Source organism: Pseudomonas sp. FW507-12TSA (assembly GCF_058781435.1).
On record NZ_JBYSWT010000017.1, the window covers coordinates 68,196 to 80,435 of the forward strand.

The window sequence follows — 12,240 nt, forward strand, 5'->3', positions numbered from 1 at the left end:
GCTTGTCGACCTGGGCGTCGACAAGCCTGGCCAACTTCAGATCGAGACGAAGAAGAAGCTGGCGATCAGCCCCATGCCCACGAACCACACCAAAGAACGCAGCACCGCCCAATCCGCCAGGTAGCAGATCATGTACAGCAGGCGGCTGGTGATGAACAGCACCGCCAGCACGTTGATGGTCACCAGCTCGGCGTTGCCCGCCACATGGGCAATGATCACTGCGGCGGCAAAGGCCGGAGTCACCTCGAAGCCATTGAGCTGTGCGCAATGCGCACGCTTTGGCAGACCCTCCAGGGTACTCAGGAAGCCCCGTGGATCATGGTTGTGCCGGAGCCCGTAGCTGCCAGCGCCCTTGGCGATGGCGGTGCACAGGTATGGCAGGGCGATTGCGATCAATACACACCAGAACGCGACAGTCATAACGTAAATCCTTTTTTAGAGTTTTAGGGAGTGCTCACAGCTTCATCACCAACATGCCGATCAGCACCAGGCCACAGGCCATCAGCCTTGGCCGGCCGAAGGGTTCCTTCAGGTAGCGCATGCCGAACAGCACCACCAGAATCACACTGATTTCACGCAAGGCCGCCGCTTCGGCGATAGAGCCCAACTGCATGGCCCAAAGCACCAGAGCGTAGCTGAACAGCACGCAGAAGCCGACGCTCAGCCCCAGGCGCCATTGTTCACGCCAGAACAGGGCGAAGGCCGGGCGCTTCCAGACCACCGCCACCAGGGGAAAAGGCCAGGCGCTGAGCAGCGTGACCCAGGTCAGGTAGTCCAACGGATGTGCCCAGCGGCGCAGGGCCTGGCCGTCGATGAAGGTGTAGCAACCGATGCACAGGCCGATCAGGGCCACCACCGGCAGCATGCTCCAGGGCAGGCGCGCCCCGCCTCCGCCCTGCCAGAGCAGGCACAGCATGCCGAAGGGAATCAACAAGATGCCGAGGATCTGCTGGGCGCTCAGGGCTTCGCCACCGAACCCCAGGGTCAGCGCCAGCACCACCAGGGGCGAAAGGCCACGCATCAGCGGGTAGACCAATCCCAGGTCCCCCACTCGGTAAGCCTGGATCAACAGGTAGCGATACAAGAGTTCGAAAGCCGCGGAAGCGAAGATCCAGGGCCAGAGTGCCTGGGGCGGCCATTGCAGGAAGAACAGCATGCCGGCCACGAACAGCAAGGCCACGCTGTCCATGCAGGCCACCACCAGCAGCCGCTCGCCACTGAACTTGATCAGCGTGTTCCATGCCGCATGCAACAGTGCCGCCATCAGAACCAGAGTTGTCGCCAGCACCTCGCCTCCCTGTCTGCCTGAACATCATCGCGAAGCGGCGATCCTCGCATGCCGCCCGCCTCGGTTGCACGGAGCATCGGCACTTTTGGCCGGGTAGGCGGCGAGTTCGTCCGCATGGGCATGAGTCCGAGTTTGTCCCCGGGCCTGCAACATCGTCGCTTCGGCGTGGTCAATGTGTCGATTACCGCCATGCCTGATGGCAACTTGCCTCGTCGACCACTGTGCCCCTGGATGGCACCGGGACATCAAACCCTTGGCCTGAACGACTTCAGGCTGTTTTCCACGATCATCCAAAGGAGTCCGGATGCTTGAACTTGTCGCTGCCTTTATCTGCCTGACGACCCTGCTGACCTACGTCAATTTCCGTTTCATCGGCCTGCCACCGACCATTGGCGTGATGGTCACCGCCCTGCTGTTCTCCCTGCTGCTGCAGGGGCTGACCTACCTGGGCTACCCCGGCCTGGAAGAACATGTCGAAGAACTGATCGGCAAGATCGACTTCGGCGACCTGCTGATGAACTGGATGCTGTCGTTCCTGCTGTTCGCCGGCGCCCTGCACGTCAACCTCAACGACCTGCGCAGCTATCGCTGGCCCATCGGCCTGCTGGCGACGGTCGGGGTGCTGATCGCCACCTTCGTCATCGGCAGCCTGGCCTACTGGATCTTCGGCCTGTTCGGCTGGCACGTGAGCTTCCTCTACTGCCTGCTGTTCGGCGCGCTGATCTCGCCAACCGATCCGATCGCGGTGCTGGGCGTGCTGCGTACCGCCAATGCCTCCAAGCCGTTGAAGACCACCATCGTCGGCGAATCGCTGTTCAACGACGGTACGGCGGTCGTGGTGTTCACCGTGCTGCTGGGCATCGCGCAACTGGGCGAAACCCCCACCGTAGGCGCCACTGCCTGGCTGTTCGTGCATGAGGCCATTGGCGGCGTGCTGTTCGGCGGCCTGATCGGCTACCTGGTGTACCTGATGATCAAGAGCATCGAGCAGCACCAGATCGAAGTGATGCTGACCCTGGCCCTGGTGATCGGTGGGTCGGCCATGGCCAGCGAGATCCATGTCTCGGCACCCATCGCGATGGTGGTGGCGGGCCTGATCATCGGCAACCTGGGACGCAACCTGGCGATGAACGACATGACCCGGCGCTACCTGGATGGTTTCTGGGAATTGCTCGACGACATGCTCAACGCGCTGCTGTTCGCCCTGATCGGCCTGGAGCTGTTGCTGCTGCCATTCAACTGGCTGCACCTGGCGGCGGCCAGCCTTTTGGCGTTGGCCATCGTGGCCTCGCGCCTGCTTACCGTGGCCCCGGCGATCCTGCTGTTGCGCCGCTGGCGCAGCGTGCCCCGGGGCACTATCCGCGTGCTGACCTGGGGCGGCCTGCGCGGCGGCGTCTCGGTGGCGCTGGCCCTGGCCCTGCCCCTGGGGCCGGAGCGGGACCTGGTGCTGAGCATCACCTACATCGTGGTGTTGTCGTCGATCCTGCTGCAGGGCCTGACCATCGGCAAGCTGGTGCGCCACGTCACCAACGAGGCGCCGGCAGGCAAGGCCGAAGCCCACTGATCCACGGGCCGTCGCACGCGGCAGGCCAATCTGCCTGCCGCGTACGCCCGAGCCGGCTCAGGCGCCGGGCTCGTCGTCCTTGAACTGATCCTTGACGTACTTGATCTCGGTGCGACCGTGGGGGGCCGGCAAGCCGTCCTCTCCCAGGTTGACGAAGACCATTTTCTCCACCGTGAGGATCGACTTGCGGGTGATCTTGTTGCGCACTTCGCAAGTCAGGGTGATGGAGGTTCGCCCGAACTCGGTGGCGGTGATGCCCAGTTCGATGATGTCGCCCTGGCGCGAGGCGCTGACGAAGTTGATTTCCGAAATGTACTTGGTGACCACGCGCTGGTTGCCCAGCTGGACGATGGCGTAGATCGCCGCTTCTTCGTCGATCCAGCGCAGCAGGCTGCCGCCGAACAGCGTGCCATTGGGGTTGAGGTCTTCGGGTTTTACCCACTTGCGGGTGTGGAAATTCATGTTCACTCCTGACCGTCCTGCCATTTGATGCCCGGCATGATCGCAGACCAGGCCACCTCGCTCTATATAACCTCGACTATGGTCTCGATTGAGGAACTTCATCCGGGCGACAGAAACACTTTGGGAAGTCTGGCTCAGGTCGCTATAATCGCCACCGTTTCGAAACGGTCATCGACCCTTGATATCGTTTTCCCGCCACCTGTCCGAGGGGCGCTGCAGCAGGCTCGGCCTGTCAGGCTCGGATGGGGCGTTGTCGGTACGGGACTTCCCATACGGACACTAAACGCACAACGGCGCCCATTCGCACATTACGAATGGAGGCTCTTCATGAGCGCTGTCAACACGCCTGCAGATTTTACCGATTACAAAGTCGCCGACATTTCCCTGGCTGCCTGGGGCCGCCGCGAAACCATCATCGCTGAATCGGAAATGCCAGCCCTGATGGGTCTGCGTCGCAAGTACCTGGCCGAACAACCGCTCAAGGGCGCGAAGATCCTCGGCTGCATCCACATGACCATCCAGACCGCCGTACTGATCGAGACCCTGGTTGCCCTGGGCGCCGAGGTTCGCTGGTCGTCCTGCAACATCTTCTCGACCCAGGACCAGGCCGCTGCTTCCATCGCCGCCGCCGGCATCCCGGTCTTCGCCTGGAAAGGCGAGACCGAGCAAGAGTACGAGTGGTGCCTGGAGCAAACCATCCTCAAGGACGGCAAGCCTTGGGACGCCAACATGATCCTCGACGACGGCGGCGACCTGACCGAACTGCTGCACAAGAAATACCCTGCCGTCCTGGAACGCGTCCACGGCGTGACCGAAGAAACCACCACTGGCGTGCACCGCCTGCTGGACATGCTGGCCAAGGGCGAGCTGAAGGTTCCTGCGATCAACGTCAACGACTCGGTGACCAAGAGCAAGAACGACAACAAGTACGGCTGCCGTCACAGCCTGAACGACGCCATCAAGCGTGGTACCGACCACCTGCTGTCCGGCAAGCAAGCCCTGGTGATCGGCTACGGTGACGTGGGCAAGGGCTCGGCCCAGTCGCTGCGCCAGGAAGGCATGATCGTCAAGGTCACCGAAGTCGACCCGATCTGCGCCATGCAGGCCTGCATGGACGGTTTCGAGCTGGTCTCGCCGTTCATCGACGGTATCAACGACGGTACCGAAGCGAGCATCAACAAGGACCTGCTGGGCAAGATCGACCTGATCGTGACCACCACCGGCAACGTCAATGTTTGCGACGCCAACATGCTCAAGGCCCTGAAAAAGCGCGCCGTGGTCTGCAACATCGGTCACTTCGACAACGAAATCGACACCGCCTTCATGCGCAAGAACTGGGCATGGGAAGAAGTGAAGCCTCAGGTACACAAGATCCACCGTACCGGCCACGGCGATTTCGACCCGCAGAACGACGACTACCTGATCCTGCTGGCCGAAGGCCGCCTGGTGAACCTGGGCAACGCCACCGGTCACCCAAGCCGCATCATGGACGGTTCGTTCGCCAACCAGGTCCTGGCCCAGATCTTCCTGTTCGGCCAGAAGTACGCCGACCTGTCGCCAGCCCAGAAAGCCGAGCGCCTGACCGTTGAAGTGCTGCCCAAGAAACTCGACGAAGAAGTGGCCCTGGAAATGGTCCGCGGCTTCGGTGGCGTGGTCACTCAACTGACCAAGCAACAGGCCGACTACATCGGCGTGACCGTCGAAGGCCCGTTCAAGCCGCACGCTTACCGGTACTAAGAGCATCTGCAAGCCTTGAGCTTCAAGCGGCAAGTAAAGGCCAAAAGCCGACCTTGCCGCACGAAGCTCGCGGCTTCGCCCCAATTTGCCAAAACAGCCTCAGGCTCCAGGCTCCAGGCACAAGAGACGAGCGCACCTCCGCTTCTCTTGCAGCCTGCAAGCTTGCGGCTTGTAGCTGGAGGTTTCCTCCATGTCCCAAGACCGTCGTTACAGCTTCGAGTTCTTCCCCACCAAGACCGATGCTGGGCATGAAAAACTGCTCGCCACTGCTCGCCAGCTGGCCAGCTGCAATCCCGATTTCTTCTCCTGCACCTACGGCGCCGGCGGCTCGACCCGTGATCGTACGGTCAACACCGTGCTGCAGCTGGAGAGCGAAGTGAAAGTCCCTTCGGCACCGCACCTGTCCTGCGTCGGCGACAGCAAGGACGACCTGCGCGGCCTGCTGCAGCAATACCAGGCAGCCGGCATCAAGCGTATCGTCGCCCTGCGCGGCGACCTGCCTTCGGGCATGGGCATGGCCAGCGGCGAACTGCGTCACGCCAATGACCTGGTGAACTTCATTCGTGAAGAAGCCGGAAGCCATTTCCACATCGAAGTCGCCGCCTACCCGGAAATGCACCCGCAAGCGCGCAATTTCGAGGATGACCTGCAGAACTTCGTACGCAAGGCCAACGCCGGTGCCGACAGCGCGATCACCCAGTACTTCTTCAACGCCGACAGCTACTTCTACTTCGTCGAGCGCGTGCAGAAACTGGGCGTGAACATCCCGATCGTGCCGGGCATCATGCCGATCACCAACTACAGCAAGCTGGCGCGCTTCTCCGACGCCTGTGGCGCCGAGATCCCACGCTGGATCCGCAAGCAACTGGAAGCCTATGGTGACGACAGCGCCAGCATCCAGGCCTTCGGTACACAGGTCATCAGCGAGATGTGCGAACGCCTGCTGCAAGGCGGCGCCCCAGGTCTGCACTTCTACACCCTGAACCAGGCGGAACCGAGCCTGGCGATCTGGAACAACCTGAAGCTGGCGCGCTGACCGGCAAGGCAACACCGGCCCCGGTGCCAACCGGGGCCTCCCTACCCGCGCCAGGCCTGATCTAGAGCTCCTGGAACTGCCCCTAGCATTTGCATGATCTCTCGGCGTACTCTCCAGCAATGTCCGTCATTGCCCAGTTGCTGACAGCCCTTCTCTGCGCTTGCCTGAGCCTCGCCGCCCATGGCGAGACGCTGCGCATCGTCACCGAACCCTGGGCCCCCTATGTCTACGAGGAAAACGGCAAGTCCCTGGGACTGGACTACGAGACCACCGCCATCGTCTTTCAACGCCTGGGCATCGAGGTGCAGTGGCAATTCCTGCCCTGGAAGCGCTGCCTGGCGATGCTGGAAACCGGCCAGGCCGACGGCGCCCTGGATATCTTCCACAGCGACGAGCGCGACAGCACCCTGCTCTACCCCAGCGAGGCGCTATCGGAAGTCGAGTTCGTGATGTTCTACGCCAACCGCCGGCCCCATCCGTTCAAGCATCTGGACGAGCTCAAGGGCCTGACCATCGGCACCTCCCCTGGCTACCTGTACAGCGAAGACTTCAGCAACTCCACGCTGTTCAATCGCGAACCCGCCCCCACCCACGAGGCCAATTTCGGCAAATTGCTGTTGGGCCGGATCGACCTGCTGATCACCGACAAACGGGTCGGCCAGCATCTGCTGGACACCCTCGGCATCCGCGACCAGATCAGCCAGAATCCCCTGGTCATCAGCCGCCAGCAGCAATACCTGGCAGTACGCCGCCAGGCTGGCATGGACCTGCTGGTGCAGCGCTTCGCCGCAGAACTCAAGCGTTTCAAGCGCGAACCGGCCTATGCCGCGCTGAGCGCCAGGTACGGGGCGGAACCCACCCTGCCGCCTGTCAGGTCGTCTTCGACCCGTGAATCAGAAAAAACCGTTGAGCAGCAGGAAAGCAGCGCACACTGAATGCTCTGTTATACTCCGGCCTCCCGCCAGGCTCACGCCCGGACGCTGGACCCTGTTCAAGGCACCTCCACCCCGCTACGGCGCAGCCGACCGGCCCGCGCGAGCCCTTGGTGGATGTTTTCCCAGGCCAGCAGGACCGGACGGGATTGCGTCCTCTTGAACGCCATTCGCGCCCGGCAAGATCATCCCTTTGGGCCAAGCCCTCACTAAAACAGGATTACTCATGTCCTTTGCTTCCCTCGGTCTCTCCGAGGCTTTAGTCGGCGCTATCGAAGCAGCCGGCTATACCCAGCCTACTCCGGTGCAACAGCGGGCCATTCCCGCCGTGTTGCAAGGTCGCGATCTGATGGTCGCGGCACAGACAGGTACTGGTAAAACCGGCGGTTTCGCCCTCCCGATCCTGGAGCGGCTGTTTCCCAATGGTCATCCGGACAAATCCCAGCGTCACGGCCCGCGCCAGCCTCGCGTCCTGGTCCTGACCCCGACTCGCGAACTGGCCGCGCAGGTGCACGACAGCTTCAAGCTGTACGCCCGCGACCTGAAGTTCGTCAGCGCCTGCATCTTCGGCGGCGTCGGCATGAACCCGCAGGTCCAGGCCATGGCCCGTGGCGTCGACGTGCTGGTGGCCTGCCCCGGCCGCCTGCTGGACCTGGCCGGCCAGGGCAGCATCGACCTGTCCCACGTGGAAATCCTGGTCCTGGACGAAGCCGACCGCATGCTCGACATGGGCTTCGTCCATGACGTCAAGAAGGTCCTCGCCCGCCTCCCGGCCAAGCGCCAGAACCTGCTGTTCTCCGCGACCTTCTCCAAGGACATCACGGACCTGGCCAGCAAGCTGCTGCACGACCCCGAGCGCATCGAGGTCACCCCGCCGAACACCACGGTGGAGCGCATCGAGCAGCGGGTGTTCCGCCTGCCGGCCAGCCACAAGCGCGCGCTGCTGGCGCACCTGATCACCGCTGGCGCCTGGGAACAGGTCCTGGTGTTCACCCGCACCAAGCACGGTGCCAACCGCCTGGCCGAATACCTGGACAAACATGGCCTGAGCGCCATGGCGATCCACGGCAACAAGAGCCAGAACGCCCGTACCAAGGCCCTGGCCGACTTCAAGGCCGGCGAAGTACGGATCCTGGTGGCGACCGACATCGCCGCCCGTGGCCTGGACATCGACCAACTGCCCCATGTGGTCAACTTCGAACTGCCCAACGTCGATGAAGACTACGTGCACCGCATCGGCCGTACTGGCCGGGCCGGTCGTTCGGGCGAGGCCATCTCCCTGGTAGCCCCCGACGAAGAGAAGCTGCTCAAGAGCATCGAGCGCATGACCAAGCAGAAGATCGCCGACGGCGACCTGATGGGCTTCGATGCCAGCGCGGTGGAAGCCGAGAAACCGGAAGTGCGCGAGCGTCCGGACACTCGCAACTCGCGCAACGCCCGCGCACCCCGTGGCGACAACCCCAACGGCGGCGGTGGCGGCGGTGGTCGCAAGGACAAGGGCAAGGACAAGGGCGGCAAGGACAAGCCGGCCCGTGGCGAACGCCAGGCTCGCGAGCAGAAGCCTCGCGAGAACGCCGCGCCGCGTGAACAGCGTCAACCTGCCCCACGCCCAGAACGGGCGCCGGACGAGTTCCTCGATGACGACGTGGACAACTTCGGCAACCGCGCCGACTACGTCAGCCCATACCAGAACAAGGGCAACCAGCAAGGTCGCGGCCGCCGCCCCGGAACCCCGGGCCAGGGCCAAGGCACTGCTGGCAGTGGGCAGCGCAACGGCGGCCAGGGTCGCAATGGCAACCCGCGCAGTGGTGGCGCAGCCAGCAACAGCAACGGTGGCACGCCGGCCAAACGCAACGGCCAGCGCAGTGGTGCTTCCCGTGATGGCCAGGGTCGTCGCGACGAGTCGCGCAATCGCCGTCCGGGCCGTGACGATCAAGGCCGCCAGGAACCCGCAGTGCAGAATCCACGGAGCAACCAGCCGAAGATCATGCACAAGGAGTCCAAGGTCGATCGTTTCCCGACGCCTGAGCAACTGGAGCAGTTGCCAAGCCGCCCACGGGGCGAAAAACCGGCCCTGCTGACGCGCAACCGCTAAGCGAGCTGTAATGCAAAACGCCCCGGATCCTGAGATCCGGGGCGTTTTTGCTGGTGTCCGGGAAACTGCGGCCAACCATAAGAAAACGCCCCTGGTTCTTGGGCCAGGGGCGTTTTCTTGTGCGTGCCATGGGTGCGGTCGCGCCCACGGCGGCAACAGCTACAGGCGAAGCATTACTTGGCCTTCACACCTTCGAAGGTGATGTACAGGTCGACATTGTTGGACGCCGGGCCCAGGTCCATCATCTTGCCGAAGTCCTGGCGATTGATGCTGGTGGTGCCTTCGAAGCCAGCGCGGTAGCCGCCCCATGGATCCTTGCCTTCACCCAGGAAGGTGGCCTTGACCACTACAGGCTTGGTCACGCCGTGCAGGGTCAGGTCGCCGGCCACGTCAGCGGTCAGCTTGCCATCGGCGTTCTTGCCGGTTGGCTTGACGCTGGTGGAGACGAACTTGGCGTCGGCAAACTTGCCAGCGTCCAGGAAGTCCTTGCTGGTGATGTGCTTGTCACGCTCGGCGTGGTTGGTGAACACGCTGGCGGTGCGCACGTTGACTTCGATCTTGGCGTCTTCCGGCTTGGCCGCATCGAAGCTGAACTTGCCGTCCAGGTCCTTGAAGGTACCGGTGATGAAGCTGTAGCCCAGGTGGCTGATCTTGAAGTCGACGAAGGCGTGCTGGCCTTCCTTGTCGATCACGTAGTCCGCTGCCATTACCTGACCGGCCGCCAATACAGCAGATCCGATTGCCAGAGCGGCGAGAGTCTTTTTCAACATGCTTTCTATTCCTTTCGAGTCAAGGTTGAACATCAGGCTTTGCGGCCCAGCATACGGGTGAGGGTCGCATCACGATCGATAAAGTGGTGCTTCAATGCAGCCAGTCCATGGATGCCGGCAAAGACTACCAGCACCCAGGCCAGGTACAAATGCACCACACCTGCCACATCTGCCTGGTCCGGCAGTCCGGATACCAGGGCAGGAACTTCGAACAAGCCGAATACCGGGATACCCACGCCATCTGCGGTGGAGATCAGGTAACCGGCGATCATCACCGCGAACAGGCCCAGGTAGAGGAACGCATGTCCCAGCTTGGCGCCCAGTCGGGTCAGGCGGCCATGATTGGCTGGGGCCGGCGGCGGTGGGCTGACGAACCGCCACAGCACCCGCAGCAGCATGATCGCAAACAGCGTCAGGCCAATGCTCTTGTGCAGGTCCGGCGCGTCTTTGCGCCAGGTGCTGTAGTAGTCCAGGCCGACCATCCACAGGCCCAGGGCAAACAGTCCGAATACCGCCAGGGCCACGCCCCAGTGCAGAACAATGCTTACCCAGCCGTAGCGCGAAGAAGAATTACGTAACTGCATTGTGTTGCATCCTGTAAGAAACGCTGGCCAAGACTATCGATTTACCTATCGAATTAAAGCGGAAATTTTCGCTTTGAAATATCGAGAAATACGATCGATAGTCTGTACCGAGCGAGTTAAGTAAAGATTAAGTCCCTCTAGTTCCTCTGCGGTCCGGTCCCCCATCCCAGTGCCTTGACCTCCTTCCCCGGCGTCTTTGCCCAGGGTGCGCCACCCCTGCGGCGCCACCTCGCACAATAGGTTGTCCCACGGCCATGCATTGCATAGGCTTGCCCGATCGTTTGCCCGCGCCTTTTTGCGAGCACCTCCAGGAGACTTTACATGGGCCTGAATAACCAGTGGATGCAACGCGATCTCGCGGTGTTGTGGCATCCCTGCACCCAGATGAAAGACCACGAACAACTGCCGTTGATCCCGATCCGGCGGGGTGAAGGTGTCTGGCTGGAAGATTTCGAGGGCAAGCGCTACCTGGATGCGGTCAGTTCCTGGTGGGTCAACGTGTTCGGCCACGCCAACCCGCGCATCAACCAGCGCATCAAGGACCAAGTCGACCAGCTGGAGCATGTGATCCTGGCCGGCTTCAGCCACCAGCCGGCGATCGAGCTGTCCGAACGCCTGGTGGCCATGACCCCCGCCGGGCTGGACCGGGTGTTCTACGCCGACAACGGCTCGTCGTGCATCGAAGTGGCGCTGAAGATGAGCTTCCACTACTGGCAGAACACCGGCAAACCGGTGAAGAAGCGCTTCGTCACCCTGACCAACAGTTACCACGGCGAGACCATCGCCGCCATGTCGGTGGGCGACGTGCCGCTGTTCACCGAGACCTACAAGGCCCTGCTGCTGGACACCATCAAGGTGCCCAGCCCCGACTGCTACCACCGCCCCGAAGGCATGGGCTGGGAAGAACACTCGCGCAACATGTTCGCCGCCATGGAACAGACCCTGGCCGAACACCACGAGACGATCTCGGCAGTAATCGTCGAGCCGCTGATCCAGGGCGCCGGCGGCATGCGCATGTACCACCCGGTGTACCTCAAGCTGCTGCGCGAGGCCTGCGATCGCTACGACGTGCACCTGATCCACGACGAGATCGCCGTGGGCTTCGGCCGCACCGGCACCATGTTCGCCTGTGAGCAAGCCGGCATCCGCCCGGACTTCCTGTGCCTGTCCAAGGCCCTGACCGGCGGCTACCTGCCCCTGGCCGCCTGCCTGACCACCAACAAGGTGTACCAGGCGTTCTACGACGACTACCCGACCCTGCGGGCCTTCCTCCACTCCCACAGCTACACCGGCAACCCGCTGGCCTGTGCTGCGGCGCTGGCGACCCTGGACATCTTCGAACAGGACAACGTGATCCAGGCCAACCAGGCCCTGGCCGCGCGCATGGCCAGCGCCACCGCGCACCTGGCCGACCACGCCCACGTCGCCGAGATCCGCCAGACCGGCATGGCGCTGGCCATCGAGATGGTCCAGGACAAGGCCTGCAAGGCCGCCTACCCCTGGCAGGAACGCCGTGGCCTGAAGGTCTTCGAACACGCCCTGAGCCGTGGCGCCCTGCTGCGTCCGCTGGGCAGCGTGGTGTATTTCCTGCCGCCCTATGTGATCACCCCGGAGCAGATCGACTTCCTCGCCGAAGTGGCCAGCGAAGGCATCGACATCGCCACCCGGGACAGCGTCAGCATGGCGGTGCCCAAGGACTTCCACCCGGGTTTTCGCGATCCGGGCTGAGGCCCGCCCGAGCGTGGCCGCACAGGCCATGCCCCCGTACACCC

At 62.8% G+C, this 12,240-nt stretch carries 11 protein-coding genes and 1 riboswitch; of the genes, 6 read left to right on the top strand and 5 right to left on the bottom strand.

The features are described 5' to 3' along the window. Positions 1–36 precede the first annotated feature (36 nt). Positions 37–420, bottom strand: coding sequence for an MAPEG family protein (locus AC3WK8_RS17445; protein WP_103325377.1), 384 nt, complete (start codon positions 418–420; stop codon positions 37–39). A gap of 34 nt (positions 421–454) precedes the next feature. Further along, positions 455–1,288, bottom strand: coding sequence for an EamA family transporter (locus tag AC3WK8_RS17450; protein WP_103325376.1), 834 nt, complete (start codon positions 1,286–1,288; stop codon positions 455–457). Between the two features lie 304 nt (positions 1,289–1,592). On the opposite strand from AC3WK8_RS17450, the gene AC3WK8_RS17455 reads away from it, so the two are divergent. After that, a complete protein-coding gene (locus AC3WK8_RS17455) occupies positions 1,593–2,852 on the top strand; it encodes a cation:proton antiporter (protein WP_085594515.1) in 1,260 nt (419 codons plus the stop codon). Between the two features lie 57 nt (positions 2,853–2,909). On the opposite strand, the gene AC3WK8_RS17460 is transcribed toward AC3WK8_RS17455, so the two are convergent. Beyond that, entirely contained in the window at positions 2,910–3,314 is a 405-nt protein-coding gene (locus AC3WK8_RS17460; protein WP_022641582.1) for an acyl-CoA thioesterase, read from the bottom strand. Positions 3,315–3,513: 199 nt separating this feature from the next. Beyond that, positions 3,514–3,620, top strand: a riboswitch (S-adenosyl-L-homocysteine riboswitch). Between the two features lie 21 nt (positions 3,621–3,641). On the opposite strand from AC3WK8_RS17460, the gene ahcY reads away from it, so the two are divergent. The 4 genes from ahcY (at position 3,642) to rhlE2 (ending at position 9,114) form a co-directional block, all read left to right on the top strand. Next, positions 3,642–5,051, top strand: a complete 1,410-nt coding sequence (gene ahcY / locus AC3WK8_RS17465) for an adenosylhomocysteinase (protein WP_085594511.1) — start codon at positions 3,642–3,644, stop codon at positions 5,049–5,051. A 190-nt stretch (positions 5,052–5,241) separates the two neighbouring features. Further along, the gene (metF, locus tag AC3WK8_RS17470; protein ID WP_085594509.1) at positions 5,242–6,087 is read left to right on the top strand and encodes a methylenetetrahydrofolate reductase [NAD(P)H]; all 846 of its coding nucleotides are present in this window, start codon (positions 5,242–5,244) and stop codon (positions 6,085–6,087) included. 119 nt (positions 6,088–6,206) lie between these two features. Continuing rightward, positions 6,207–7,022 carry a substrate-binding periplasmic protein gene (locus AC3WK8_RS17475; protein ID WP_103325375.1) on the top strand — a complete coding sequence of 272 codons (816 nt, stop codon included), beginning with the start codon at positions 6,207–6,209 and terminating at the stop codon, positions 7,020–7,022. 223 nt (positions 7,023–7,245) lie between these two features. Beyond that, positions 7,246–9,114, top strand: a complete 1,869-nt coding sequence (gene rhlE2 / locus AC3WK8_RS17480) for an RNA helicase RhlE2 (protein ID WP_085594505.1) — start codon at positions 7,246–7,248, stop codon at positions 9,112–9,114. 173 nt (positions 9,115–9,287) lie between these two features. On the opposite strand, the gene AC3WK8_RS17485 is transcribed toward rhlE2, so the two are convergent. Both AC3WK8_RS17485 and AC3WK8_RS17490 read right to left on the bottom strand, forming a co-directional pair. Next, positions 9,288–9,884 carry a YceI family protein gene (locus AC3WK8_RS17485; RefSeq protein ID WP_031320659.1) on the bottom strand — a complete coding sequence of 199 codons (597 nt, stop codon included), beginning with the start codon at positions 9,882–9,884 and terminating at the stop codon, positions 9,288–9,290. 32 nt (positions 9,885–9,916) lie between these two features. Beyond that, on the bottom strand, positions 9,917–10,468 hold the full coding sequence (locus AC3WK8_RS17490) for a cytochrome b (RefSeq protein ID WP_022641588.1): 552 nt from the start codon (positions 10,466–10,468) through the stop codon (positions 9,917–9,919). A gap of 321 nt (positions 10,469–10,789) precedes the next feature. On the opposite strand from AC3WK8_RS17490, the gene AC3WK8_RS17495 reads away from it, so the two are divergent. Further along, on the top strand, positions 10,790–12,196 hold the full coding sequence (locus AC3WK8_RS17495) for an adenosylmethionine--8-amino-7-oxononanoate transaminase (RefSeq protein ID WP_103325374.1): 1,407 nt from the start codon (positions 10,790–10,792) through the stop codon (positions 12,194–12,196). Positions 12,197–12,240: the final 44 nt, after the last annotated feature.

Excerpts from the sequence above, each read along its gene's own strand:
- AC3WK8_RS17445 (WP_103325377.1), bottom strand. The coding sequence starts at position 420 with ATGACTGTCGCGTTCTGGTGTGTATTGATCGCAATCGCCCTGCCATAC.
- AC3WK8_RS17455 (WP_085594515.1), top strand. The coding sequence starts at position 1,593 with ATGCTTGAACTTGTCGCTGCCTTTATCTGCCTGACGACCCTGCTGACC.
- AC3WK8_RS17460 (WP_022641582.1), bottom strand. The coding sequence starts at position 3,314 with ATGAATTTCCACACCCGCAAGTGGGTAAAACCCGAAGACCTCAACCCC.
- ahcY (WP_085594511.1), top strand. The coding sequence starts at position 3,642 with ATGAGCGCTGTCAACACGCCTGCAGATTTTACCGATTACAAAGTCGCC.
- metF (WP_085594509.1), top strand. The coding sequence starts at position 5,242 with ATGTCCCAAGACCGTCGTTACAGCTTCGAGTTCTTCCCCACCAAGACC.
- AC3WK8_RS17475 (WP_103325375.1), top strand. The coding sequence starts at position 6,207 with ATGTCCGTCATTGCCCAGTTGCTGACAGCCCTTCTCTGCGCTTGCCTG.
- rhlE2 (WP_085594505.1), top strand. The coding sequence starts at position 7,246 with ATGTCCTTTGCTTCCCTCGGTCTCTCCGAGGCTTTAGTCGGCGCTATC.
- AC3WK8_RS17485 (WP_031320659.1), bottom strand. The coding sequence starts at position 9,884 with ATGTTGAAAAAGACTCTCGCCGCTCTGGCAATCGGATCTGCTGTATTG.
- AC3WK8_RS17490 (WP_022641588.1), bottom strand. The coding sequence starts at position 10,468 with ATGCAGTTACGTAATTCTTCTTCGCGCTACGGCTGGGTAAGCATTGTT.
- AC3WK8_RS17495 (WP_103325374.1), top strand. The coding sequence starts at position 10,790 with ATGGGCCTGAATAACCAGTGGATGCAACGCGATCTCGCGGTGTTGTGG.